General features: G+C 41.1%; 26 protein-coding genes and 1 pseudogene. 13 read left to right on the forward strand and 14 right to left on the reverse strand.

Translation table 11 applies throughout. The annotated features are described in order from the left end of the window. Window positions 1-55: 55 nt before the first annotated feature. The 4 genes from NSQ09_RS01250 (at window position 56) to mdtP (ending at window position 2,894) form a co-directional block, all read left to right on the forward strand. Window positions 56-301 carry a hypothetical protein gene (locus NSQ09_RS01250; RefSeq protein WP_003228567.1) on the forward strand — a complete coding sequence of 82 codons (246 nt, stop codon included), beginning with the start codon at window positions 56-58 and terminating at the stop codon, window positions 299-301. Window positions 302-313: 12 nt separating this feature from the next. Then, a complete protein-coding gene (locus tag NSQ09_RS01255) occupies window positions 314-646 on the forward strand; it encodes a spore coat protein (protein ID WP_003222766.1) in 333 nt (110 codons plus the stop codon). Window positions 647-804: 158 nt separating this feature from the next. After that, window positions 805-1,272 carry a MarR family transcriptional regulator MdtR gene (mdtR, locus tag NSQ09_RS01260; RefSeq protein ID WP_014480800.1) on the forward strand — a complete coding sequence of 156 codons (468 nt, stop codon included), beginning with the start codon at window positions 805-807 and terminating at the stop codon, window positions 1,270-1,272. Then, complete coding sequence (mdtP, locus tag NSQ09_RS01265; RefSeq protein WP_017697184.1) at window positions 1,269-2,894, forward strand: multidrug efflux MFS transporter MdtP; 1,626 nt, start codon at window positions 1,269-1,271, stop codon at window positions 2,892-2,894. The genes mdtR and mdtP overlap by 4 nt, the downstream gene beginning before the upstream one ends. A 35-nt stretch (window positions 2,895-2,929) precedes the next feature. Here mdtP and NSQ09_RS01270 read toward each other — a convergent pair whose 3' ends face one another. The 4 genes from NSQ09_RS01270 to NSQ09_RS01285 form a co-directional block, all read right to left on the reverse strand. Beyond that, the gene (locus tag NSQ09_RS01270; protein WP_326131784.1) at window positions 2,930-3,313 is read right to left on the reverse strand and encodes a tautomerase family protein; all 384 of its coding nucleotides are present in this window, start codon (window positions 3,311-3,313) and stop codon (window positions 2,930-2,932) included. A gap of 125 nt (window positions 3,314-3,438) precedes the next feature. After that, window positions 3,439-3,609 (reverse strand): hypothetical protein, encoded by a 171-nt coding sequence (locus NSQ09_RS01275; RefSeq protein ID WP_157680843.1) that lies wholly within the window; start codon window positions 3,607-3,609, stop codon window positions 3,439-3,441. A 12-nt stretch (window positions 3,610-3,621) separates the two neighbouring features. Continuing rightward, window positions 3,622-3,810: a hypothetical protein gene (locus NSQ09_RS01280; protein ID WP_017697181.1), complete on the reverse strand. Its 189-nt coding sequence runs from the start codon at window positions 3,808-3,810 to the stop codon at window positions 3,622-3,624. Next, window positions 3,807-3,989, reverse strand: coding sequence for a hypothetical protein (locus NSQ09_RS01285; protein WP_017697180.1), 183 nt, complete (start codon window positions 3,987-3,989; stop codon window positions 3,807-3,809). The genes NSQ09_RS01280 and NSQ09_RS01285 overlap by 4 nt, the downstream gene beginning before the upstream one ends. 271 nt (window positions 3,990-4,260) lie before the next feature. Between NSQ09_RS01285 and istB the strand changes: the two genes are divergently transcribed. From istB to NSQ09_RS01305, 4 genes are all read left to right on the forward strand, one after another. After that, window positions 4,261-5,046, forward strand: a complete 786-nt coding sequence (gene istB, locus NSQ09_RS01290; protein WP_017697178.1) for an IS21-like element helper ATPase IstB — start codon at window positions 4,261-4,263, stop codon at window positions 5,044-5,046. 872 nt (window positions 5,047-5,918) lie between these two features. Next, window positions 5,919-8,462 carry a glycoside hydrolase family 31 protein gene (locus NSQ09_RS01295; protein WP_017697177.1) on the forward strand — a complete coding sequence of 848 codons (2,544 nt, stop codon included), beginning with the start codon at window positions 5,919-5,921 and terminating at the stop codon, window positions 8,460-8,462. A gap of 132 nt (window positions 8,463-8,594) precedes the next feature. Continuing rightward, window positions 8,595-10,406 carry a glycoside hydrolase family 66 protein gene (locus NSQ09_RS01300; protein WP_017697176.1) on the forward strand — a complete coding sequence of 604 codons (1,812 nt, stop codon included), beginning with the start codon at window positions 8,595-8,597 and terminating at the stop codon, window positions 10,404-10,406. Window positions 10,407-10,555: 149 nt separating this feature from the next. Next, window positions 10,556-11,473 (forward strand): peptidylprolyl isomerase, encoded by a 918-nt coding sequence (locus tag NSQ09_RS01305; RefSeq protein WP_341030448.1) that lies wholly within the window; start codon window positions 10,556-10,558, stop codon window positions 11,471-11,473. Here NSQ09_RS01305 and NSQ09_RS01310 read toward each other — a convergent pair. From NSQ09_RS01310 to NSQ09_RS01330, 5 genes and pseudogenes are all read right to left on the reverse strand, one after another. Then, window positions 11,465-12,712, reverse strand: a complete 1,248-nt coding sequence (locus NSQ09_RS01310; RefSeq protein ID WP_031600262.1) for an IS256-like element ISBsu2 family transposase — start codon at window positions 12,710-12,712, stop codon at window positions 11,465-11,467. The genes NSQ09_RS01305 and NSQ09_RS01310 overlap by 9 nt on opposite strands. Window positions 12,713-12,808: 96 nt before the next feature. Further along, a pseudogene (locus NSQ09_RS01315) lies at window positions 12,809-12,964 on the reverse strand (DUF2573 family protein); the annotation flags it as partial. Between the two features lie 24 nt (window positions 12,965-12,988). Next, entirely contained in the window at window positions 12,989-13,816 is an 828-nt protein-coding gene (locus NSQ09_RS01320; RefSeq protein ID WP_010886609.1) for an ABC transporter ATP-binding protein, read from the reverse strand. A 217-nt stretch (window positions 13,817-14,033) separates the two neighbouring features. Further along, on the reverse strand, window positions 14,034-14,471 hold the full coding sequence (locus tag NSQ09_RS01325; RefSeq protein ID WP_017696422.1) for a YusW family protein: 438 nt from the start codon (window positions 14,469-14,471) through the stop codon (window positions 14,034-14,036). Between the two features lie 106 nt (window positions 14,472-14,577). After that, entirely contained in the window at window positions 14,578-16,374 is a 1,797-nt protein-coding gene (locus tag NSQ09_RS01330; protein ID WP_017696421.1) for a M3 family oligoendopeptidase, read from the reverse strand. A gap of 133 nt (window positions 16,375-16,507) precedes the next feature. On the opposite strand from NSQ09_RS01330, the gene NSQ09_RS01335 reads away from it, so the two are divergent. Continuing rightward, entirely contained in the window at window positions 16,508-17,350 is an 843-nt protein-coding gene (locus tag NSQ09_RS01335; RefSeq protein WP_041053727.1) for an oxidoreductase, read from the forward strand. Between the two features lie 89 nt (window positions 17,351-17,439). After that, window positions 17,440-17,901: a metalloregulation DNA-binding stress protein MgrA gene (mrgA, locus tag NSQ09_RS01340; RefSeq protein ID WP_014477938.1), complete on the forward strand. Its 462-nt coding sequence runs from the start codon at window positions 17,440-17,442 to the stop codon at window positions 17,899-17,901. Between the two features lie 139 nt (window positions 17,902-18,040). Here mrgA and NSQ09_RS01345 read toward each other — a convergent pair whose 3' ends face one another. Beyond that, the gene (locus NSQ09_RS01345; protein ID WP_041339714.1) at window positions 18,041-19,399 is read right to left on the reverse strand and encodes an IS1182 family transposase; all 1,359 of its coding nucleotides are present in this window, start codon (window positions 19,397-19,399) and stop codon (window positions 18,041-18,043) included. 127 nt (window positions 19,400-19,526) lie between these two features. Next, entirely contained in the window at window positions 19,527-20,903 is a 1,377-nt protein-coding gene (gene htrB, locus NSQ09_RS01350; RefSeq protein WP_041333089.1) for a serine protease Do-like protein HtrB, read from the reverse strand. 277 nt (window positions 20,904-21,180) lie between these two features. Between htrB and cssR the strand changes: the two genes are divergently transcribed. Continuing rightward, window positions 21,181-21,858: a secretion stress-responsive two-component system response regulator CssR gene (gene cssR / locus NSQ09_RS01355; RefSeq protein ID WP_014480823.1), complete on the forward strand. Its 678-nt coding sequence runs from the start codon at window positions 21,181-21,183 to the stop codon at window positions 21,856-21,858. Then, window positions 21,855-23,210: a secretion stress-responsive two-component system sensor histidine kinase CssS gene (gene cssS, locus NSQ09_RS01360; RefSeq protein ID WP_014480824.1), complete on the forward strand. Its 1,356-nt coding sequence runs from the start codon at window positions 21,855-21,857 to the stop codon at window positions 23,208-23,210. The genes cssR and cssS overlap by 4 nt, the downstream gene beginning before the upstream one ends. 27 nt (window positions 23,211-23,237) lie before the next feature. On the opposite strand, the gene spxO is transcribed toward cssS, so the two are convergent. Beyond that, entirely contained in the window at window positions 23,238-23,402 is a 165-nt protein-coding gene (spxO, locus tag NSQ09_RS01365) for an anti-adapter protein SpxO (protein WP_003221681.1), read from the reverse strand. A 167-nt stretch (window positions 23,403-23,569) separates the two neighbouring features. Between spxO and NSQ09_RS01370 the strand changes: the two genes are divergently transcribed. After that, window positions 23,570-24,445 (forward strand): TetR/AcrR family transcriptional regulator, encoded by an 876-nt coding sequence (locus NSQ09_RS01370; RefSeq protein WP_003243192.1) that lies wholly within the window; start codon window positions 23,570-23,572, stop codon window positions 24,443-24,445. 39 nt (window positions 24,446-24,484) lie between these two features. Here NSQ09_RS01370 and fumC read toward each other — a convergent pair whose 3' ends face one another. Both fumC and NSQ09_RS01380 read right to left on the reverse strand, forming a co-directional pair. Continuing rightward, window positions 24,485-25,873, reverse strand: a complete 1,389-nt coding sequence (fumC, locus tag NSQ09_RS01375; protein WP_003228523.1) for a class II fumarate hydratase — start codon at window positions 25,871-25,873, stop codon at window positions 24,485-24,487. 66 nt (window positions 25,874-25,939) lie between these two features. After that, window positions 25,940-26,125: a YvzF family protein gene (locus tag NSQ09_RS01380; RefSeq protein ID WP_003221676.1), complete on the reverse strand. Its 186-nt coding sequence runs from the start codon at window positions 26,123-26,125 to the stop codon at window positions 25,940-25,942. Window positions 26,126-26,127 lie beyond the last annotated feature (2 nt).

A 26,127-nucleotide genomic window follows, 5' to 3' on the forward strand; every position in this document is an offset into this window, starting at 1 on the left:
TAACTCCCAGTCTGAAGGAAACTATAAAATGAACAGAAACCAAAGGAGGATCACAATGGATAATCAGCAGCAATCTCAAATGCCGCCTTCCGTTATTTCGACAAAGGATCATTTGTATCTCAATGACATGCTGAACTGGAATTTGCTCGCGATGAAAAAAGCGCATTTCATGGCGCAGCAGTGCCAGGATCAAACGTTAAAGCAAGAACTCGACCGCGTCGGACACATGCATCATGATCACTATCAAAGAATATTAAAGCACCTGCAGCCAGGCCAGCAGCAGTCCGGCTACATCCAATAAGGAGGCGCCAGAATGAATCAGCAAAATCAAAAAATCAGCAACCCGCAGACACCTGTACCGACAACATCGGAAATGAATGACAGAGATTTCGTCAACGAATTGCTGACAACCGAAAAATACATGACAACAGCTTATTGCACTGCTTTGCACGAATTCAGCCACGAGTCTCTTTATCAGGATATTCAATCCATTTTTGATGAGTCACAAAAAGCGCAAAGAAAACTATATGATCTCATGTTCCAATATGGATGGTATTCTGTTGAAGCGGAGGATGCACAAAAGCTGCAGCAGTCCTATCAAAAATTCCAGCAGACCATTCAGCAGCAGTCTCCTTATCAGCAATAACAATATCAGTAAAAAGGATACGATGTTCTTTCGGGCATCTATCCTTTTTTTGTGTAAAATCAGTTGACTTTTCATTTACGCTTATTTATATTTAATAAGCATTAACTATTTTGTCATTAAAATATATATACAGTGTATGTAACAGAGGGGAAATGAATATGAAGAGTGCGGATCAGTTAATGTCCGATATTCAATTATCGCTTCAGGCGCTCTTTCAAAAGATACAGCCTGAAATGCTGGAAAGCATGGAGAAACAAGGTGTCACCCCAGCGCAGCTGTTTGTGCTGGCCAGCCTAAAGAAACACGGCAGCCTCAAAATTTCTGAAATTGCCGAGCGTATGGAGGTGAAGCCAAGCGCGGTGACGCTGATGGCAGATCGCCTTGAACAAAAAAATCTTATCGCCAGAACACACAACACAAAAGACAGGCGAGTGATTGATCTCAGTCTTACTGACGAAGGAGACAGAAAGTTCGAGGAGGTTTTGGCAGGCAGAAAGGCCATTATGGCGCGCTACCTTTCCTTTTTGACGGAGGAGGAAATGCTGCAGGCGGCGCATATTACTGCAAAGCTCGCACAAGCAGCAGAAACGGATGAAAAGCAAAACATGAAAAGAGGAAACGGATGAAAATGAGTAAAGAAGGCAAACAATCAAAACGAACGTTATTAATAACAGGCTTAATTATTGCCATGTTTTTTTCAGCCCTTGACGGTACTATTGTCGGAACGGCCATGCCGAAAATTGTCGGTGATCTGGGCGGTTTGAGCATGATGACCTGGCTGACAACGGCATATTTGTTAACATCAACAACCATTGTTCCAATTGCCGGTAAACTGGCTGATTTATTGGGACGCCGCATTGTCTATGTATCAGGTTTAATTATTTTCATGGCAGCTTCTGCTTTGTGCGGAATGGCCAACAACATGACGGAATTGATTATCTTCCGTGGACTGCAGGGAATCGGCGGAGGCATCATGATGCCGATGGCGATGATTGTCATCGGTGACTTGTTCACAGGAAAACAGCGTGCTAAATTCCAAGGTGTCTTTGGCGCAATTTACGGGCTGGCTTCAGTGATTGGGCCGCAAATCGGCGGCTGGATTGTAGACTCGTTAAACTGGAAATGGGTTTTCTATATTAACCTGCCAGTCGGAATTATTGCGGTTATTTTTATTGCCAGAGGATTACAGGGACGCCAGCAGACTGGTCCGATCAACTTCGATATCGCAGGTATTTTCACAATGATTGTCGGTGTGGTCAGCCTACTGCTCGCCTTAAGCTTTGGCGGAAAAGATTATGCATGGGATTCATGGCAGATTCTTGGGTTGTTCGCTCTCGCACTGATCGGCATTGTCAGCTTTATCATCGTAGAATCAAAAGCAAAAGAGCCAATCCTGCCAATGTATTTATTTAAAAACAGAACATTTACATTTCTAAACTTGATCGGCTTCTTTATGAGTATCGGTATGTTTGGCGCCATTACGTTTGTTCCTTTCTTTATGCAAGGAATTGTCGGTGTAAGTGCGTCTGAATCGGGTACAATTATGACACCGATGATGATTTCTATGATTATCACAAGTATCATCGGCGGACAGCTTGTTTATAAAATCGGGATTAAATCGCAAATCATTACAGGCATGCTGGTTATGGCCGGCGGATTCCTGCTGTTAACGACATTGGATCTCGACACGAGCAAGCTTGTCGCTACATCTTTTATGGCGATTATTGGTCTGGGAATGGGTCTTGTTATGCCGATTCTGACATTGGCTTTACAGGAAAGCTTTTCGAAGGAGGAGCTTGGAGTTGTCACTTCATCCAGCCAATTCTTCCGTTCTATCGGCGGAACATTCGGCATTACCATGCTGGGAGCCGTCATGAATGCGAGATCAGGAAATCTATTAACAGATAAATTGGTTCCATATTTAGACTCTCTTCCGGCACAGGCAAGCTCGTTTGCCGCCCAGCTAAAGGGTATGATTGATACAAATCCGCAAGGGCTGCTGCAATCACTGTTCAGTCCGGACGCGGTCAAACAAATCCCTGCGGCTTTCTCATCCCATATTGTGCCGATTTTAAAAACATCGTTGATGGATTCGCTCCACAGCGTGTTTTATACGGGCCTGATCTTTATCGCAGTCGGAGCCGTATTCACCTTGTTCTTAAAACCTATCAAGCTATCAAATAAGAAAGCGGAAGACCAACAAGAAAAAGAGAAGGCGGCAAAAGCCGTTGAATCACCTTCCCATTAATAGAGCACCCCGCGGGTATCAATCCGCGGGGTTTTTTATTCAATCATCTGGGCTCTTCCATTTCCGAAAGACCAATCCTCAGCCTGATTTCCGGCCAGCATGATAAACACATCTTCTTTTCTTACACCAAGCTCGGAATGAATCCGGCTCGCGATTGAGCGGTAAAGTGCTTTTTTCTGTTCAGTTGTTCTTGACTGTTTCAGTGTAAAATGAATGTATATCAGTTCATCAGTACGCTCGACTTGGAGATAAAATGGATCATAAAAAAATTCGCTTTTTTCATATTGTCTGATGACTTGGAAATAGTCATCTTCCGGCACATTGATTTCTTCAATCATCGATTGGTGGACAGTCCTGCTCAGTTTTTGAAGCCACACTTCGCTTCTTCCCGACCGTAAATGAATCTGTACAAATGGCATCTCCCCGCATCCCTTTCTTTACAGCGTCTGTCCGCTGTCAATTGTGATAATTTGGCCTGTGAGTGATTCCTGTTCAATTAGTGAACAAATCAATTAGTAATAGGAGTTTAATTCTTCTATAGGCATTATTCCGATCCCTCCTCTTCCTCTTCATCATTTACACCGATTAAAACATGAGGGAATTTTTCATGAGGATAATTCTTTAATGCAAACTCCATACATTCCCATTCTGTCCCTGTGAAGAATGTGACGTTATTTCTTTTATCAAAAACACGACTACTTTTCTTTTTCATCACTCCGCGCCCTCCTTACTCATATTTTTCTAAATAATCATCCCAACCACACCGACACTTAGTCGCAAACCATGTGGGCAATCCGTCTTTACTGCGTTTTAACATCTTCCCTGTTTTCGCTGACCTTTCAAACTCCACTGCCATTTCTCCGTAATTGATAAGCTGATCATTCCCGCACTTTGGACATTCTGTATATTCCTTCACTCCGCATCCTCCTTCATCATCTCTTCCAGTATACTTAAATCGTCAGAATCCATCGCAAGAGTTTGATCTCCACAAAAAGGGCAATAGATTTCGGACGTACAGGCAGGACTTTCTAAAAACATCCATTCCTCGCATTCGTCGCAATAGTATCCGATTAATGTTCCATTCACTTTTGGCATTCCACAGCCTCCTTAGAGCAAAACAATTCTTCATCGGTACCACAGGCCTTCAAAGCCACTATGCAAATTGCCATTTGAGGCGTTTCGGCAATAGCTGTGAAAACACGCTCCTCTGTCGGTATTACTGCGAGGTATGGTGTATAATTTCTGTTTGAATCTCTATCAATTTTCACAAGTTGGAATTTCTCCATCGAACACTATTCTAAACAACATCTTCAGACCTATGATCAACTGTTTCAAACGAAATTTATCCAATAAGGAGTGCAGGTAAATGGAACTTTCGAAGCAAGCATTGGTAGAGGAAATTAATACATTAAGCAAAGAGCTCAAATTGCCTAAAATCCGTCAGGATTTTGAAGAAGTGATTAAAGAATCAGTTGAAACAGATGCCAGTTATGAAGAATTCTTACGACAGTTACTTCAAAAAGAACTGGATTCCAGACAGGAATCCGCCAAATACAACCGAATCCGTCGTGCAGACTTTCCATATAAAAAATATCTAGAAGATCTATCAACTGAGGATTTGTCAAAAGATGCCCAGCAAAAATTTAAGCTTTTAAAGAGCTTAGACTTTATCAGAGAAGGTCGAAACATCATTTTAGCTGGCAATGCGGGTACAGGAAAGACTCATATGGCAATTGGTTTAGGGATAAAAGCTTGTATGGAAGGTTATAAGGTATGGTTTACAACGGTCCCTTTATTAGTCAATCAAATAAAAGAATGCAGATCGGAGAGAACTCTACGAGTTTTTCAGAACCGATTTGAAAAATATGATTTAGTCATCGCAGATGAAATGGGCTATATTTCATTTGATAAAGAAGGTGCAGAGTTATTGTTTACCCATTTATCATTACGAGCGAATCAGAAATCAACCATTATTACAACGAACTTATCTTTTGAAAGATGGGGGGAGATCTTTCAAGATCCTGTCATGACAGCAGCTATGATTGATCGTTTAACCCATCAAGCCTATATTGTGAATATGATTGGTGACTCCTACCGCATGAAAGAGACAGAGAAATGGTTGAAGAAACAAGAATTAATCGAACAGAGCTAGAACGAAAAGAAGAATAAAAAAAGCATTAAAAAACCGGCCAATTATATAAATGATGGCAGAAAATTGGCTGGGTTTTTAATGACGAAATGGCTGGATTTTAAGTTGACAAATACAACGGCATTATATATACTTTGTATCTCCAATGTCTCATTATTAATGAGTGTTGTTGTATGAATAGGTTTCCATTTACCGTCCTTTTACAGCCTCTGGGAACGACATCCCGTAATACATTTGAGTTAAACTGATTACTCCAGAATAAGATAATGTTTCCACTTAAATATATTCTGCTTTTCCATACTGATCACGTCCTTCTTTTAAATTACTAGCATCAGTATGTCCAAGTTTTAGAGATTAGTTTCAAGTTAGATTAATTTTTTGCACTAGAACCCTTATCCTATCCTTTTTTAAAATACCAGTCTCAATAAAATATGAAAATTTTAGGGAATAGAGTGCAAGTACCTTGAAGTTTTTATACCAGAACACTTAAAACTAAAAAGATTCTTCAAATGTAATAATGAAAACATTCATATAGTAGAAATTATTTTGATATTGTATTAGAGCAGGTAAGAAACTATTCAATCCTTTTCTGTTTATTAAGTCCTTATCCCTTCGGTATTGTAATAAATATTTGCCATAAGTAATGGATTTGAATTAAATTTTTAAAAATTTAAAGTTGTAGATATAATGATCTATTTTCACATTTTTTATAACATAGTTTCTTTAAAATATTATCCGCTTTCATTCTTGTGAAATCATGGAAGTGAGGTCTTAATACCCATCGATTGATTCTTTAAATGAATAGTTGACAGAACATTTTGTAATTAATTATATTAATCTGGTGTTAATTAAATCTTTTATCCAAGAGGTGGAACATGAATCTATCAAAAAAGTCGTTACGTGTTTTAGCGAGCCTTTCCATTGCGGCTACTGTTAGTTTAACGGCAACAGTTCCGAACGTTCTGGCGGTTACTCAACCTGAAGCCGATACTCCTTTAACAAAGGACAAACTTCAAAAACTTTCTGTTCAGAATATCGAAAAACTTTCTAATGGTGTAAAGCTGGACTTAGGAACAAATGAAGCCTATATCCGTATATTTGACAAAGATCTAGTCAAAGTTTCCGTAGTGAAAAAAGGTGAGAAAGAATTCGAATCAAGAGGAATTGCTAAAAAAGCGTCTGAATGGAAAACTCCTCGCTTCCGTGCAAACGTTAGCGCAGATGTATACACTCTAAAAACAGACGAAATTACAGTAGAAATTAAACTGAGCGAATTTGGAGTAAAGTTCCTTGATAAGAATGGAAATGTAATCAATGAGGACTACGTAAATCAGGGAAAGACCTCCGGCTATGAAAATGGAAAGCCTTATGTATTTAAGAAAACTGACAAGGACGAAGATTTCTATGGCTTTGGTGAACAAGCTGGATTGGAGGTCAATAAACGTGGCGAAAGCATGGGTATGTGGAACACAGACGCTTACTCGTATACAAAAGACACAAAATATTTATATACGACTATTCCATTCTTTGTTGGTTTAAAAGATAAAAAAGCATATGGTATTTTCTTTGACAATACTCATCGTTCTTACTATGAAATGGCCAGTGAATCCGATGATTATTACTATTTCTATGCGAATGGCGGTAAATTAACGTATTACTTTACATATGGTCCGCAAATTAGTGATGTTATCGACCAATACACAGAATTAACAGGAAAAATGGATATTCCACCAAAGTGGTCATTAGGTTTACATCAAAGTAAATGGGGATACACTCCTGAAGAAATTGTAAATGTCGCAAAAACATATCGTGAAAAGCAAATTCCATTAGACACCATGCACTTTGATATAGATTACATGGATGGTTATCGTGTGTTTACTTGGAATGAACAATATAAACAAGCATTAAAACAATTAAAGTCCATGTCTGGATTCCATGCTATTGCGATTAATGATCCAGCTGTTAAACAAGATGAAAATTATCGTATGTATCAAGAAGGAACAAAAAATGACTACTGGGCGAAAAACGCTCACGGCACTCCCTACATTGGTCCAGTATGGCCTGGAGATGCTGCCTTCCCAGACTTCTCTAAACAAGAGGTCCGCAATTGGTGGGCAAACAACCTTGGTGAGATACTCAATGAAGGGGTGGATGGTATCTGGAATGACATGAATGAACCAGCAGTCTTCCGTGACGATGATAAACAACATCATACACTCCCTCTTGACGCATATTTTGGAACAGAGGACAACAAAATTCTCCACTCTGAATACCATAACTTATATGGGAATGATGAAACAGAGGCAACATATCAAGCATTTAAAAACCACAAGCCTGGCACTCGTCCATTCGTCTTAACACGTGACATGTATGCAGGTACACAGCGTTATGCTGCCTTATGGACTGGTGATAACGCAAGTAACTGGGAACATTTACAAATGTCCCTTCCTATCAATATGAACGTAGGTATGTCAGGAGTATCATTCGTCGGTAACGATATTGGTGGTTTTGCAAATCGTCCAAGTCCAGAATTATTTGCAAGATGGATTGAAGTTGGTGCTTTCTTGCCATTTTCTCGTATCCACTATGATAGTGACGCAAAAGCCGACGTAAAACAAGGTCAAGAACCATGGGCATTCGGTCCGGAAGTTGAACAAATCAGTAAAAAGTATATTGACATGCGTTATCAATTACTCCCTTACCTCTACAACGAATTTAAAGAAGCAGCTGACAGTGGTAAACCAGTTCAACAACCACTTGTCTATCAATTTCAAAATGACAAGAATACACATGATATTAGTGACCAATACATGTTCGGTGACTCTATGATGCTTGCTCCAGTTGTAAAACAAGGTCAAACTTCTCGTGAAGTTTACTTACCGGAAGGTGTAAATTGGACGGATTACTGGACTGGAAAAGAATATAATGGTGGACAAACCATTACTATGAAAGCTCCGCTTGGTCAATTACCTATTTTCGTGAAGAAAGATTCGATCATTCCGACTCGTGCTGTGCAACAATACACAGATGAAAAACCATTAACAAATCTTGTTCTTGATACGTATGTAGACAAAAATGCTACTTATACGTTCTATGAAGATGATGGTAAGACCGAGGATTATAAAAAAGGTGCATATAACTTAACAAAATTAGATGTAATAAAGAAACAAAATAAAATTACATTCAAACAAAGACAAGAAGTTAAAAGGTACGAAGCCTCTAAACTGCAACAATATACATTAAAATTACACAATGTTGAACACCCATCTAAAGTTCAAGCTGGTTTCAAAAAATATCAAGAAGTTCATTCACTAGATGAAACGCAAGGGAAACCGAATACATTCTTCTACGACACGAATACAAAAGTGCTTTATGTAGCTATTCCAGCTGAAGAGAAGAAAGAAGTTCAAATTCGTTAAAGTTACGGTACGTACGGTATTGAAACAGAGGCGAAAGTTTAGATCTGGAATAATATAAAAAGAAGGGGCTAACAGTATCGTTAGTCCCTTCTCTTCAAATCAATAAGGTGTAGAGGTAAGGAGTTAAAATGCATGTTACTGAAGAAGAAATATATAGTCATTATTTTGTCCTCTATTTTATTGCTATTAATGATCAAAGTCGTGGTAAATCACTCTATAGATTTACCTAAGAAACAACCAAAACGAGAAAAAACAGAGGTTGTGCTGAAAACTAAGAGCATCCTTCACCATATCATGACAGATAAGACTTCGTATCAGCCAAATGAGACCGTTCATTTTACAACTCAATTACCGGATAAATATAAAAATGGAATTCTGAAAGTCACCTACTATCATTTAGATGATATTGTTTCTCGTCAAGAAATAAACCTCAACAAAAATAAGGTCAAGTGGACATGGCAACCTCCTAAAAAAGATTTTCAAGGGTATTTAGTGAAAGTCCAGTTTGAATCCCATACTGAAAAGGATGAACAAACGATTGCTGTAGATGTGTCAAGTGACTGGGCTAAATTTCCACGTTATGGATTTTTGTCAATGTTTCAAGATATGTCCATCAAAGACATGCAGTCTGTTATTTCTCAATTAAATCGTTATCACATTAATGGATTACAATTTTATGATTGGCATTACAAACATCATCAACCTATTAAACTAGAAAACAATGTTCCTGACACTCATTGGGAAGATATCGCAAACCGACCCACTTCGTTTCAAACGATTAAAACCTATATCGATTTAGCTCATCAACGAAACATGAAAACGATGGCCTATAATTTATTATACGGTGCTTTTGCAGAAGCTGAAAAAGACGGGGTTAAAAAGGAATGGCGAATTTTTAAAGATCAACAACAAACGGCTTATGATTACCATCCTTTACCTGATGAATGGAACAGTGATGTTTTCCTAGTTAATCCAGCCAACCGTGAATGGCAAACTTATTTAACTAATCAACAAAAAAATGTGTATAAGTCCCTTCCTTTTGATGGCTGGCACATTGATCAACTAGGTGCACGGGGAACTGTATATGATTATGATGGGAATCCCTTGGCTTTAGATGAATCCTTGCCATCCTTTATCAAACATATAAAAACAGAGATACCAGATAAGCATTTAGTGATGAACGCCGTAAACCAATATGGACAAAAGCAACTGGGGCAATCTCCAATGGACTTCTTATACACAGAGGTATGGGAGCAATACAAATATTATAGCGATTTAAAACGTATTATTGATGAAAATAATGCGTATTCAGAAGGAAACTATAATACAGTTTTAGCAGCCTATATGAACTATGAATTTTCTAATCAGCCTGGCAAATTTAATACACCTGGTATTTTACTAGCAAACAGCGTAATTTTCGCATCTGGAGGAGCCCACTTAGAACTAGGGGAACATATGTTGTCAAAGGAATACTTTCCTCATAAGAACTTGAAAATGAGTCCAGACTTACAAAACAGGCTTTTGCATTATTATGACTTTCTAGTTGCCTATGAAAATTTGCTGCGTGATCATGCCCACGAGGTACCAGTTACTGTTCGTTCCTCTGATTGGGTGCATTTTGCATCCAAACCAGAACAAGGAAAAGTATGGGTGTTTGCTAAACAAAAAGTTGATAAAAAAATCATTCACTTTATCAACTTTTACGATGCAACCACACTTGAGTGGCGTGATACAAATGCAAATCAAGCAGAACCTCAAAATCGTGAAAAATTAACGATTCAGCTTAAAGAAAATCGACCTATTAAAAAAGTGTGGGTAGCCTCCCCAGATAAGCAAAATGGTGTTACTATACCGCTTCACTTTAAACAAGAACACAAAAAAGTCACCTTTACCCTTCCAAGTCTTAAGTATTGGGATATGGTTGTGGTCGAGTATGGAAAATAAGTTAGCGAGCTTTCCTGAACACTCTACAAGACTATATCACTTTACGACAAGGCATTCGCATTAGTAGAAGTTGTTCAGCTTTTGAAAAGGTGAATTTTAAACTGAAATTATGGTAATAAACATGATCAAAAATAATTAAATACAAGGGAGTGTTTTTAATAAAAAAATGGTTTGCATATTTTGGAATGGCAACCTGTATTCTTTCTCTTTCTGCTTGTAACTCTACTTCGAGTGCTAATTCAGATATAATCGTTCAGTCTAAAGCAGGTGAAATCACTAAAGAAGAGTTTTACAAAGAATTAAAAACTCAAGGGGATGACCAAGTCCTAAAACAAATGGTCGATACCATGCTCCTTGAACAAAAATATAAAGTAACAGATCAAGAGATTGATAAGAAAATCAAGGAGTATGAGAAGCAATTCGGTGGAAAGGTTGCCTTAAAACAGGCTCTTGAACAAAAAGGAATTAAAGGTGAGGAAGCGTTTAAAAAACTTATTAAACAAGAATTGTTGGCTGAAAAAGCTGCAACAGACGGAGTGAAAATATCTCAAGAAGATATAAAAAGCGAATTTGTGGATAAATATAGAGTAGAAATTAAAGCGAGTCATATTCTTGTGGCTGACGAAAAAACCGCGAAAGAAGTAAAAGCAAAACTTGATAAAGGTGATGACTTTGCTAAACTCGCGAAAGAATATTCAAAAGATCCTGGTTCAAAAGATAAAGGTGGTAACCTTGGATATTTTACAAAAGGAAAAATGGTTCCTGAATTTGATAAAGTTGTATTTACGATGGACGTTGGAAAAATTAGCGAACCTGTGAAAACACAATTCGGTTATCATATTATTAAAGTAACGGATAAGAAAACAAACAAGTTCGATGATAAGAAAGAAGAAATTGAAAAAGAACTAAAATTTAAAAAAGCGAAGTCAGTTGATCAAGTGATTCCAAAGCTTCAAAAAGAAGCTGATATTAACATTAAAGATAAAGATTTTAGCGAGCGGAGGCATACTTTTGGCTATATGGGTGTACAAAAGGGCTTGTCAAGAAAAGTGTGTAAGTTATTCTAGATATTTCTTCACACGTTCCTTTAGGTGGTCATGAACTAATAGTTGATTCATGACCATAGCCCATTGCTGGATGCGTCCACCATCCCATTTCTTTTCTAATTCTTTTGTTCGTAAAAACAATATTTTTAATAGGGCATTCTCATGGGGGAATGCTCCTTTTTTCGTGACTTTTCGAAAGCTAGAGTGGATACTTTCAACGGCATTTGTAGTGTACATGATTTTACGAATATTACCACCATAATCGAAAAGTTGTTCCACATGAGAAAAGTTTCGTTTCCATACGTCTACAGCTCCAGGGTACGTAGACCACTGCTTTTCAAAAGATTCAAATGCACTGTGACAAGCCTTAAGGCTTGGAGCTCCATACACTTTCTTTAAGGCAGCAGTAAAAGGCTTGTAGTCTTTACTTGGTATATACTTAATCGAATTTCGAATTAAATGAACAATACATCTCTGTACGGTCACATCAGGAAAAATCGCACGTGCTCCTTCTTCCAGACCACTAACGCCATCCATTGAGAGAAAGAAGATATCTTCTACACCACGAGATTTGATTTCATCAAAAATTTGCATCCATTTATGTTTACTTTCCGTTTCATTCAACCACAAACCTAGAATGTCCTTTTTACCTTCTATGGTATATCCTAGTATTGTGTAAACGGCATACTTCTTCGTTTCATAGTCATTACGAATGGTTGTGTAAAGACAATCGACAAACACAAAAGGGTAACAGTTACTTAAGGGACGATTTTGCCACTCTTCTAAATTAGGAAGTACAGTATCCGTAATGTCGGATACCATTTCATGAGATACAGAAAAGCCATAGATGTCTTCTATCGTGGAAGAAATGTCTCGTTGTGACATTCCTCTGGCATACATCGAAATGACCTTATCCTCTATAGAGGATACATCTCTTTTACGCTTTGGAATCAACTGCGGTTCAAATGAACCATCACGATCACGGGGGACTGCAATTTCAACTTCTCCTGCTGTTGTTTTCACGATCTTTTTGCCATATCCATTTCTTCTATTTCTTGTTTCTTTTTCTCCCTTGTCATTGGATTCATAGCCCAAATGGTGATTCATTTCACCTTTTAGCATTGACTCAAACATGGGACCAAATATGTCTTTTAATGCTTCTTGCATATCTTCTACTGATTTAGGCTGATACTGTTCGATAATCTTGTTAGCTAATTCTACGGAGTTCGGATCTCTTTTCAATTTCCCCACTGAAACCACTCCTTTAGCTTTATACTTATTATTCTATCAAATAAAAAACTGTGTGAGTAAGGAACCGTACGCATTCCTTACTTACACAGTTAATATTACACTCCCGTACAAAATCCATTGCTTCACTTCTTCTTTTAGCTCATCGTTTGTTTCACCAAGCAGAAGCTCAGTATACTTCTCCAGCAATCCATCCAGCTGCTCCTGAAGTTTTTGTTCCATTTTCCATCTTCCTTTCGAAAAAACAGCAAGGAGCTTTCTCAATTGAAAGCTCCTTCGCTGCGTTATTTATCCATGTGATGTGAAAGCCGCTTCCTGGACAATGCATCTGCCCCTGCCATGAGGAATGCAAAGAGGCGTTCCGAAGAGCGGGTCCTGTGTAACTTGACAGTTCATAGAAAACACATTTTGCACAAGATCACAAGTGATGACCTCTTCCGGACGGCCTTCTGCATAAATCCGTTTGTCTTTTATGGCCACGAGATGATGTGCATAGCGGCACGCCAAGTTTAAGTCATGGAGAACCATAACAATCGTCCGGTCTTCCTTTTCATTCAGCTCAAACAGCAAATCAAGAATTTCAATTTGATGCGTCATGTCTAAATACGTCGTCGGCTCGTCAAGAAGGATGATATCCGTTTCCTGGGCAAGCGTCATCGCGATCCAAGCCCGCTGGCGCTGTCCGCCTGACAAAGAATCAACGGCACGGTCAGCCATGTCCTCAAGCTTTGTTGCTTTAAGCGCTCTCTCAACTGCTTCCTCATCCTCTTTTGACCACTGCTTCAGCCAGTTTTGGTAAGGATATCTTCCTTGCTTCACCAGCTGATGCACCGTCAGCCCCTCTGGAGCCGAAGGACCTTGGGGCAGGATTGCGAGCTCTTTTGCGACTTCCTTCGTCGGAAGCTTGGCAATGGCTCTTCCTTCCAGCAGCACTGAACCGCCTCTCGGCTTCATCAGGCGCGCTAATGAACGTAAAAGTGTCGATTTTCCGCAGCCATTGCTGCCAATAAATACGGTAATTTCACCTTTGGGAATTGTTAAATTCAACTCATCAATAATAACGGCATCCCCGTATCCTAAGCTCAGCGTTTCTGTAGAAATTGCACTCATACCCATAACCGCTCCTTTTTGCTGGCTTTTTAGCAGCACTATGTATTGCACGTTTTCTATATACATGCTTTTAAGTCAATTGTCATCAATGCAAGTGATTCTGATATTCAGCCATTTGATATGGTCATATATCCCTCATTGTAGCAGAAAACACTGACTTTGAAAATCATTTTCAATTAGTTTTATGGACATAATTGACGTTTATGGGTTTTTTATCACAAGATTACTTCTTGATTTCTCTGATGGAGCCGTCCTTCAGCTTCAATTTTAAATCGATATGATCATAATGACTGTCCAGATTAAATGCTGCCAGCACACTGTGTATCACTTCTGTTTCAGCCATTTGGTCTGTCACGGAAAGCTCACTCAAAATCATTTTCATCTCATCCAATGCTTCTTCTCCCTCCTGATTGACACCGGAGAGCTTATCCTGTATTTCCGCTTTTTCCTGAGTCCCGTTCTTTGTATAGATTCCTTCATAACGGTTATGCTCACCATCCCCGTAGCTCACACGAAGCGAAAAATTGCTGTAGGGAACGGACTTCAGCTGGGTGACGGCTGTATTTTCTCCTTCTGCCTGCTGCTGATCTTCATTGAGACGGCAGCCCGCAATCAGAACCACTGCGAGACATACAGCCCCGGCTGCTCTGACCAAATGCATATGTTTCCCCCCTGTAGGATTCCATTTATTTTAGGTATATCCAGAGAATGAAATCCTCATTCAGAGAAGAATTGAAAAAGCCGAGGCATAACGCCACGGCTTTTCTTTAAGATTCGGTCATTTGCAAAAAGGTTTCGGCGTCACGCACAGCCAGCTTGATGGCACTCTCCCAGAAATCGCGCTTCGTGATGTCAGCGCCCAAATGCTTCATCGCCAAATCCTCCACTGTCATAGAAGCCGTATCTCGCAATAGCGCCATATACTTCTCTTCGAATGCGTTTTTTTCTTCAAGCGCCAGCGCGTAAATGCCAAGAGAAAACAGGTAGCCGAATGTATAAGGGAAATTGTAAAACGGCACCTTCGTGATGTGAAAGTGAAGCTTTGATGCCCAAAAAAGCGGATGATATTCTTCTAACGCATTGCAGTATGCCTCTCTTTGCGCCTCTTCCATCAGCTCATTCAAACGGCTGGCCGGTACCACTCCCCGCTTTCGTTCCTCGTAGAATCTCGTTTCGAATAGAAATCTTGCGTGAATGTTCATGAAGAACGCAACACTTCTTTGCACTTTATCCTCCAGAAGAACAAGCTTTTCTTCCTTGGTCTCGGCCTGCTGGACAGTCGCGTCCGCGACTATCATCTCTGCAAACGTTGAAGCTGTTTCTGCAACGTTCATGGCGTAGGAGCGGTTTAACGGCCTGACGTCGAGCATTGCTTCCTGATGGAACGCGTGCCCGAGTTCATGCGCAAGGGTAGAGACATTTGAGGCGCTGCCCGAAAATGTCATGAAAATCCGGGATTCCCCGCTGTCTGGAAAGCTCGTGCAAAAGCCGCCGACTCTTTTTCCGCTCCTGTCTTCCGCCTCAATCCAGCCGTCACGAAACGCTTTTTCAGTGAATGAGGACAGCTTTTTGCCAAACGTTGAAAACTGGCTGGTAATGATATTCGCGGCTTCATCATACGAATAGACCTTTCCGTCAGAACCGATCGGTGCCTCGACATCGTACCAGCTGAGTTTTTCAAGGCCGAGCATGGATGCTTTCCGGTTCAAAAACTGAACGAACGGCTTCTTGTTTTCAGTGATGACCTGCCACATCGTATCAAGTGTTTCTTTTTTCATCCTGTTAATTTGCAGCGGTTCCTTCAGGACATTCTCCCAACCGCGCGCTTTATAGGTTTCAAGCCGGAATCCCGCCAAATGATTCAGCGTGCTGCTGAAAAGATCTTGCTTGCTCTCCCAAGCTTGGCGGAAACGTTCATATACTGTTTTTCTGACAGCACGGTCTTGATGATCCATCATATTCTCCGCCTGACCGACAGACAATTGCTTGTTTTCACCGTTTTCCTCATACGGGATCGTCATTTTCCCGACAACCATATTGTATAAGTCACTCCAAGCGTGATATCCGTCCACCGCAAGGTTCCCGATCAGTTTTTCTTTACCGGGGCTAAGCTTTTCGGCAACCCTCTGTCTTCTTTCATTTAATATGTAAGAAACATCGCGCAATCCCGGTTTTGTTAACAATTCATTCCACACGTCTTGATCAATGTCCACAAGTTTATGATCTAATGTAACGAGCGACGATTGAAAATCTGCGGAAAGCCGGTTCATGAGTGCCTGATGCTCTATAGCCTTTTGATCATTGATATTCTGGGCCTGGAGGCAAGCAACAAAAGCGCCGGCCTGCTGAAGCTTGACGGATGTCTGTTCGAATAAATCAAGCAACGCGGTCAGCCCTTCAGCCTCTTCAGGCGATTCAGGCACCTGAAACGCATCAGTCCTGTCTTGAAATGCACGCAAACTTTGTGACAGCTTCTCAATATATCCTTTGAATTCTTCTGATTGGCTCCCGCCCTTAAAAAATGAATCAAGATCCCATCTTTGGCCTACCCCTTGAAGCGCCATATCACAAAACCCCTTTCCTTCTTTCGTTCTATTATAGAATAATTCTGAATTGTTGTATAAAAATTTCTTTTACAGACGTCATTTCCTGTTCAGGATTGTACAATAGCTGTAGCAGTTTAATAGGAGGTATAGGATGAATAAAAAAATAGCCATCGTAACAGGAGCGTCCAGCGGCTTCGGTCTGCTGGCAGCTGTAAAGCTCGCCCGATCATTTTTCGTGATAGCCACATCAAGACAGCCTGAAAAAGCCGAACAGCTTCGGGAATTGGCTGCAGCACACAATGTGTCTGATTCTATTCACATTACAGCTCTCGATGTCACCGATGAACAATCTATAGTCTCATTCGGAAAAGCCGTTAGTGCTTACGCCCCGATCGATTTACTCGTTAACAACGCCGGAACGGCTTATGGAGGATTTATTGAGGATGTGCCGATGGAACATTTCAGACAACAATTTGAAACGAATGTCTTCGGAGTGATCCATGTGACAAAAACCGTTCTCCCTTACATAAGAAAGCATGGCGGCGCAAAGATTATAAACGTGAGCAGCATCAGCGGACTGACCGGATTCCCAGCGATGTCGCCATATGTTTCTTCCAAGCATGCATTGGAAGGTTTTTCTGAAAGCCTGCGTATCGAGCTGCTTCCGTTCGGTATCGAAACCGCTTTGATCGAGCCGGGCTCATACAAGACATCGATCTGGTCAACGTCATTATCAAATTTTATGTCGGTGCCTGCTGACGATTCAGCCTATCATCAATACTATAAAAAGATCCTTTCCTATGTTCAAAAAAACGGAGAAGAAAGCGGAGATCCCCAAGAGGTTGCCGACCTCATTTATCAATTGGCAACAAAACAGCACATAAAGAAATTGCGATACCCGGTCGGAAAGGGCATCAAGCTCACCCTGCTATTCCGATCGCTTTTTCCTTGGTCTGCGTGGGAGTCTATCCTGAAGAAAAAGCTATTCAAATAACATAAATTATAATTATTATAATTTAGTATTGATTTTTATTTAGTATATGGTATAATTAAATCAACAGATCACAAGGAGGACGTTATCTTATGAAAACTGAAAATGCAAAAACAAATCAAACATTAGTTGAGAATTCAATGAACACACAATTATCAAACTGGTTTCTTTTATACTCTAAGCTCCACCGTTTCCATTGGTATGTGAAAGGGCCTCATTTCTTTACATTGCACGAGAAATTTGAAGAACTTTATGACCATGCGGCTGAAACAGTCGATACAATCGCTGAGCGCCTGCTGGCGATTGGCGGACAGCCTGTTGCCACAGTGAAAGAATACACTGAGCATGCATCTATCACAGACGGCGGAAACGAAACATCAGCTTCAGAAATGGTACAAGCATTGGTAAACGACTACAAACAAATCAGCAGCGAATCTAAATTCGTGATCGGCCTGGCTGAAGAAAATCAAGACAACGCGACAGCGGACTTGTTTGTCGGATTAATTGAAGAAGTTGAAAAACAAGTGTGGATGCTTTCCTCTTATTTAGGATAAAAAAAGCTGAACCCTATTTGGGTTCAGCTCAGTTTGTCGACAAAAGGGGTTCGGAATGGTCTCATTCCGAACCCCTTTTTAGCTTTTTATGGGATTTTAAGCTATTTAATAAAAAGACAGACCTCTTCGAGTTCATCATTTAGGCCATTTTTGGACCTTGCCACGTCCAGTTGGCCATCTTCTTCAGGTTCATGGCAGCGAAAGTAAGCATCGCCTGCATCGACAATTTTTTAAGTCCCCTTAACGTTGTCCAACGCATGCCATGCTTTTCTTTTCCATCTGCGAATACACGCTCAATGGTTTCTTTACGTTTGGCATAAATCTCTTTCACCTCTGCGTGATAGCGAAGATGGTCTGCCTCTTCTACGTATTCCTGCCAAATATGACGCGTCACCACTTTCTGGTGGTCTTTACTCTCCGTACATCTGGCTAAAAATGGGCATGTCGCACAAATCTGTTTTGGCGATTTGTACTCCCGATATCCTTCTTTATTCGTTGTCGAGTAGGCCAAGATCTCACCTGCCGGGCAAAGATAACAGTCAAAGTATTCGTCATACACATAGTCATGTTTTCGGAAAAAACCTTTTTTCGTACGTGGTCGTGTGTATGGCAAGGCAGGGGTCATCCCCTGTTCCAATAAGTAACGGGTAATCGCAGGAGTTTTGTACGCGGCATCTGCGGCGACCGCTTCAGGCTTTCCGACTCTCTCTATGACCTTTCCGACCAATGGCTCTAAAATCTGACTATCATGTGTGTTGCCAGGTGTGACCATGGTGCCAAGCACAAAACCGTTACGATCCGCGGCTGCGTGAAAAGAATAGGCGAACTGCTTCGTCCGTTCATCCTTCACATAGTAACCACTCTCTGGATCGGTGGTGCTTTCTTTGATTTCTTTCTTCTCTTCCTTCTCAAACTTGTCCGGAGGAAATGTTTTTTTTCCGTGATCTTCCCGGTCCTGGTTAATCTCTTCTTGAAGGCGTTCCTGATACGCGCGTGTCTCTTTGCGAACGACTTTCTTTTCAAATTTGCGTTTGTTCGCACTCGCTTTAACATGGGTCGAATCCACGAAAACGTGCTCGGCACTGATTAGCTTTTTCTCGGCAGCTTCCTTTAAGATGCGATAGAAAATCTGTTCAAACAGATCGGTATCTTTAAAACGGCGTTCATAGTTTTTTCCGAACGTAGAGAAATGAGGCACTTTATCGTGAAAACCATACCCAAGGAACCAGCGATAGGCCATATTGGTTTCCACTTGTTCAATCGTTTGGCGCATGGACCGGATTCCAAACGTGTATTGAAGGAAGGTCAATTTAATTAAGATGACAGGATCAATACTGGGACGACCGATTTCTGAATACATGTCCTTCACCAAGTCATAGATGAACGAAAAATCAAGTGCTGCCTCTATTTTACGAACCAAGTGGCTGGCCGGTACCAATTGATTTAACGTAATCATTTCTAATTGATCTCGTTGAATGGGATTATGTTTCGAAAGCATGTCAATCACCTCAAGTTATGTAGTACTTCCATTGTAAAATAAAAAAGACTGTAGGCAAACTGGATTTCTTCCAGTTTGTCTACAGTCTGAGCTGAACCCTATTTGGGTTCAGCTTTTTGTTTTTTTCTTAGCTTGAACTGCTTTCTGTCTGCTTGGTCAGTGTCGCGTTCAACGTTTTCGTTTTTCCCTTTCGCAGCACTTGGATTGTTGTTTTATCTCCGACTTTTAAGTCTTTGTAAAGGATCTGACGGATATCCGCACTGCTTTCCACGTCTTTACCGTTTAGTTTGACAATGACATCCTCAGATTTAATACCTGCTTTTTCTGCCGGCGAATTTGCTTGAACTTCTTTTACATAAACACCTTTGCCCAATTGATCTCCAAACAGACCGAGCGTATTTTCCTGATAGGTTTCAGGAACTTGTGACATGTCAATCATCTGCACGCCTAAAAACGGACGGTCCACCTTCCCGTTTTGCAGCAGCTGGTCAACAATCGGCTCGACATCATTGCTTGGGATCGCAAATCCAAGTGATTCCACGCCGCTTTCGCTCACCTTCAAACTGTTGATGCCGATGACCTGGCCGCTTGCATTGATTAATGGGCCTCCGCTGTTCCCCGGATTGATCGCTGCATCGGTTTGCAGCACGTTCATTTCCACCGTCCCCTGTGTTGTATCCACATCAATTGTCCGGTTCAGTCCGCTAATGATGCCTTGTGTCACTGTACCGGAAAACTGCTGTCCGAGCGGGTTACCGATAGCGATTACCTTTTCGCCCGTGCGCAGCTGTGAAGAGTCACCAAAGCTCGCCACTTTTTTGACGTTCTTGCTGCTGATTTCCAAAACTGCCAAATCAGTAATGGTATCACTGCCGACAAGCTTGGCAGTTTCCGTTTCTCCGTTGTATAGCGTAACAGTCAGCTTGTTCGCGCCTTCAACGACATGGTTGTTTGTAATGATATACGCTTTATTGCTGTCTTTTTTGAAAATGACACCTGACCCGGTTCCGCTTTCACTTTCTGAGCTGGAGCCTCCTCCCGTGCCGAATGTGTTATTTTGAGAGGTTTGGATATTTGAGATTCCGACAATCGTAGGCTCTAAATCCTCTACCATATCAGCGATGTTTGATGCGTTCGTTATCGGCGCCGTTGTAAAATTATCAGACTGCACCTGTTTATTTGCGGAAGCGGTTTCGGTCGCCTGATTTTGGTCTGACGAAAGATAAGGCGCGATGCCAAGCATGAGGCCCCCGCCGATAATACCGCCTAAAATCGGGCTCAGCCATGCGGCTCTCCGTTTCTTTTCTTTTTTCACAGCCGTTTCTTGCTTTTCCATTTCTAAAGCAGAAGCCGTTTCCTGCCGTCCCGCTTCATACGACACAGGCGCGTCAAGCAATTCTTGTTCAGAATGTCCAATCAGCTTCTGGTTTTCTGTATTCTGCTGTTCTGTATGTGAAGGTTCAGTTTGATGTTGATCGTTTTGGCCATCACGTCGATAATCCATGTTCTTACACTCCTTTAACGGTTATTCATTTATCGTTACATATTCATCGCATGTACAAGTTCAATTGTCCCAATAATGAGGAGAAAAGCAAAGCACCAAAATAGAATATGTTTGATCATCCTACATCTTCCTCGCTCTTATTCTCTTCCTTTCTTCCCTTATACATATCATAAACAAACATTATGGGATAAAAATGAAAAGAATATGTGAAATTATGAAAATTGCCTGCCGTATGTTAAAACTAGTTTATAATGACGTTGAAAGGATGTGAAGAGCCTTGTCATACACCATTTATCTAGTTGAAGATGAGGATAACCTGAATGAACTGCTGACGAAGTATTTAGAGAATGAGGGCTGGAACATTACATCTTTTACGAAAGGTGAAGACGCCAGAAAGAAAATGACACCGTCTCCCCACCTATGGATTCTCGATATCATGCTGCCGGATACCGACGGCTATACATTAATAAAAGAAATCAAGGCGAAAGATCCTGACGTGCCGGTCATTTTTATTTCCGCCCGAGATGCGGATATTGACAGAGTGCTTGGCTTAGAGCTTGGCAGCAATGACTACATTTCAAAGCCGTTTCTGCCGCGGGAGCTGATTATCCGTGTGCAAAAGCTGCTGCAGCTCGTATATAAGGAAGCTCCTCCTGTACAAAAAAATGAAATTGCCGTCTCCTCATATCGGGTCGCTGAAGACGCCCGCGAGGTCTATGACGAAAACGGGAATATTATCAATTTGACGTCAAAGGAATTTGATCTGCTGCTATTATTTATCCATCATAAAGGGCATCCGTACTCTCGTGAGGATATCCTCCTAAAAGTGTGGGGGCATGACTACTTCGGAACAGACCGGGTCGTTGATGATCTCGTCCGGAGACTGCGCAGAAAGATGCCTGAATTGAAGGTGGAGACGATTTACGGTTTCGGCTACAGGTTGATGTCATCATGAAAAACAAGCCGCTCGCGTTTCAGATATGGGTTGTCATATCCGGCATCCTGTTAGCGATATCGATTTTACTGCTTGTGTTATTTTCAAACACGCTGCGAGATTTTTTCACTAATGAAACGTATACGACGATTGAAAATGAGCAGCATGTTCTGACAGAGTACCGCCTGCCAGGTTCGATTGAAAGGCGCTATTACAGCGAGGAAGCGACGGCGCCGACAACTGTCCGCTCCGTACAGCACGTGCTCCTTCCTGAAAATGAAGAGGCTTCTTCAGACAAGGATTTAAGCATTCTGTCATCTTCATTTATCCACAAGGTGTACAAGCTGGCTGATCAGCAGGAAGCTAAAAAGAAACGTTACAGCGCCGACGTCAATGGAGAGAAAGTGTTTTTTGTCATTAAAAAGGGACTTTCCGTCAATGGACAATCAGCGATGATGCTCTCTTACGCGCTTGATTCTTATCGGGACGATTTGGCCTATACCTTATTCAAACAGCTTCTGTTTATTATAGCTGTCGTCATTTTATTAAGCTGGATTCCGGCTATTTGGCTTGCAAAGTATTTATCAAGGCCTCTTGTATCATTTGAAAAACACGTCAAACGGATTTCTGAACAGGATTGGGATGACCCAGTAAAAGTGGACCGGAAAGATGAAATCGGAAAATTGGGCCATACCATCGAAGAGATGCGCCAAAAGCTTGTGCAAAAGGATGAAACAGAAAGAACTCTATTGCAAAATATCTCTCATGATTTAAAAACGCCGGTCATGGTCATCAGAGGCTATACACAATCAATTAAAGACGGGATTTTTCCTAAAGGAGACCTTGAAAACACTGTAGATGTTATTGAATGCGAAGCTCTTAAGCTGGAGAAAAAAATAAAGGATTTATTATATTTAACGAAGCTGGATTATTTAGCGAAGCAAAAAGTGCAGCACGACATGTTCAGTATTGTGGAAGTGACAGAAGAAGTCATCGAACGATTGAAGTGGGCGCGGAAAGAACTATCGTGGGAAATTGATGTAGAAGAGGATATTTTGATGCCGGGCGATCCGGAGCAATGGAACAAACTCCTCGAAAACATTCTGGAAAATCAAATCCGCTATGCTGAGACAAAAATAGAAATCAGCATGAAACAAGATGATCGAAATATCGTGATCACCATTAAAAATGACGGTCCGCATATTGAAGATGAGATGCTCTCCAGCCTCTATGAGCCTTTTAATAAAGGGAAGAAAGGCGAATTCGGCATTGGTCTAAGCATCGTAAAACGAATTTTAACTCTTCATAAGGCATCTATCTCAATTGAAAATGACAAAACGGGTGTAACATACCGCATAGCAGTGCCAAAATAGACTGTAGATGTTTTGCAGTCTATTTTTTTATGTGAAAGAATAGCCGTTAAAATCTCTGTAATTTGTTTTGAGCGGCTGTTTGCATTGATGAACCCATTTTTTCTCTGACAAGGTCTGCTTCGGATATTTGACTTTCTCCACTTTGATTCCTCTGTTTCGCAAGCGGCTAATCATTTCGTCCAATTCTCTCATTCTAGATTCACCCTTTCGCTTGAACTTTGACCATTCGGTCATCTCAATTTATAATATAAATAATACATGATAAAAAAACAAGTTACAATAAGGTTAATTTTATAACAGACGGTGTGACTATATGGTCATATCCTAGCAGGCCTCCGGGCTCCGAAAGGGTGGAACCATTGAAGGAAAAAGAAAAACTGATTATTGAAACAGCCTTAAAACTATTTGCCCAAAAAGGATACAACTCAACATCAGTTCAGGAAATCGCAAAAGAATGCAAAATATCTAAAGGCGCTTTTTATATTTATTTTCCTTCGAAAGAAGCGCTTCTTCTCTCTATGCTGAACTACTATTATGATAAAACGTTTACCCGAATTTTAAATATTAAAACGAAGGGCGACAGCCCCAGAACGGCTTACCGTAAACAGCTGACCGTCCTCTATGAAAACATTCTTGAACACAAAGATTTTATCAGCATGCAGTTGAAGGAGGGTTCTCTGCCTTACACAGAAGAAGTGGAGCAATGCGCAAAAAAGATCCGCCAGTCCTCACTTCAATTTCATATCGACAGCCTGCTGAACATCTATGGAAAAAAAGCGGAACCGTACACTGCTGAGCTTTGTTTTTTAATAGAGGGCATCAGCCAGATTTACCTGGAGTGCATGATTTTGCTCGGGTACACTGTGAAGCCGTCTCAATTAGCTGATATCATTATGAATCGAATTGATGATATGGTAAAAGGCATGTCTGAACGAAACGATAAGCCTTTCATCACATTGGAAGAGGCGAGCTCTTTATTCGGGCCTCTTACGCACGGACGGCCTGACCCGCTGACTGAATCGATTGTGAAAAGCCTACGTGACAAAATTAACAGCTTAAACACAAACTCCTCTCTTGAATTATCGGAGAGCTTGGACATACTTGAAGCAGAAATGAAGAAAAAAACACCGAAGCTGGCGATCATAAAAGGAATGATTCATAATCTGACGGAGTCTGAAGCTCTCGCCAAAGATGCGGAGCAGCTTAAATATTTATTAAAACAGCAACATATTTAGAAGAACGGCTGCTTAAAAAGCAGCCGTTCTTTCTTACTATTACGCCTTTGGTTTTACCATGTCTTCCGGCTTAACCATTTCGTTAAATTGCTCCTCTGTCAGCAATTCAAGCTTCAAAGCTGCTTCTTTGAGCGTCAATCCCTCTTTATGGGCAAGCTTGGCGATTTTCGCCGCGTTTTCATAACCGATATGCGGGTTCAGCGCCGTAACAAGCATTAATGAATTTGACAGGTTTTCCTGAATGGTTTCTTTATTAGGCTCAATACCGACAGCACATTTATCATGGAATGAATTCATGCCGTCACTGAGCAGCTGCACAGATTGCAGGAAGTTGTAAATGATAACAGGCTTAAACACGTTCAGTTCAAAGTTTCCCTGACTCGCAGCAAAGCCGATTGTAGCATCGTTCCCCATGATTTGCGCTGCGATCATTGTTAACGCTTCGCTTTGTGTCGGGTTGACTTTACCAGGCATAATAGAGCTTCCCGGCTCATTTTCAGGAATGACGATCTCCCCGATGCCGCAGCGAGGTCCGCTTGCGAGCCATCTGACATCGTTCGCGATTTTCATTAAGTCAGCCGCAAGCGCTTTTAATGCGCCATGCGCATAAGTGATTTCGTCATGGCTTGTCAGCGCGTGGAATTTATTCGGGGAGCTGCTGAACGTTTGGCCGGTCAGCTTAGTGATCTCTTCTGAGACAAGCTCTCCAAACTCTGGGTGGGCGTTGATACCTGTTCCGACAGCCGTTCCACCAATTGCAAGCGCACGCATTTTATCTGTCGCTTCCAAAATCATTTCCTTCGAACGGTCCAGCATGTGAACCCATCCGCTGATTTCCTGTCCGAGGGTCAGTGGCGTAGCATCCTGAAGATGTGTGCGTCCGATTTTGACAATATCATTGTATGCTTTTGCTTTTTCATCCAGTGTATTGCGAAGCTGATCAAGCGCTGGCACAAGCTGCTCGTAAACAGCCAAAACAGCGGCAACATGCATCGCAGTCGGGAATGTGTCGTTTGAGCTTTGGCTTCGGTTCACGTCATCATTTGGATGAATCGTTTGATCAGAGTTCTTCTCTTTTAATAAAGCAGTCGCACGGTTGGCTACCACTTCGTTCATGTTCATATTGCTTTGTGTGCCGCTTCCGGTCTGCCATACGACAAGCGGGAAGTTGTCATCGTACTTGCCTTTGAGCACATCATCACAAACCGCTGCAATCGCTTCTGCTTTTTCAGCATCCAGATTGCCGAGGCGTTTATTAGCTAGAGCAGTGCTTCGTTTTAAGATTGCAAACGCCTTCACAACACGCATCGGCATTTTTTCAGAACCGATCTTAAAGTTCTCCTTGCTTCGCTGTGTTTGGGCGCCCCAAAATTTATCAGCAGGAACTTTTACTTCTCCCATGGTGTCTCGTTCAATTCTGTATTCCATTTATGTATCCCTCCATAACGGTTGCTTCAATAGATCATAATTCGCCAATGACACAAAAAATCCTTTTTATTTTTCGATCTTGGCAGATTTTAATTTTAATTCAAGATATACGCGGGAATCCTTTGAATATTTGTATTTTGGATTCGTCCTTCCGTACTCCTTTGATGTATAAGAGACATCATAATGCTTTTCAAATGATCTAATGAGCTGTTCAATTTCTTCTTGTTTTCCAGCTAGCCTTACCTGTGCCACTT

It is taken from the genome of Bacillus sp. FSL W8-1202, assembly GCF_038006165.1.
Taxonomy (GTDB): Bacteria; Bacillota; Bacilli; order Bacillales; family Bacillaceae; genus Bacillus; species Bacillus subtilis.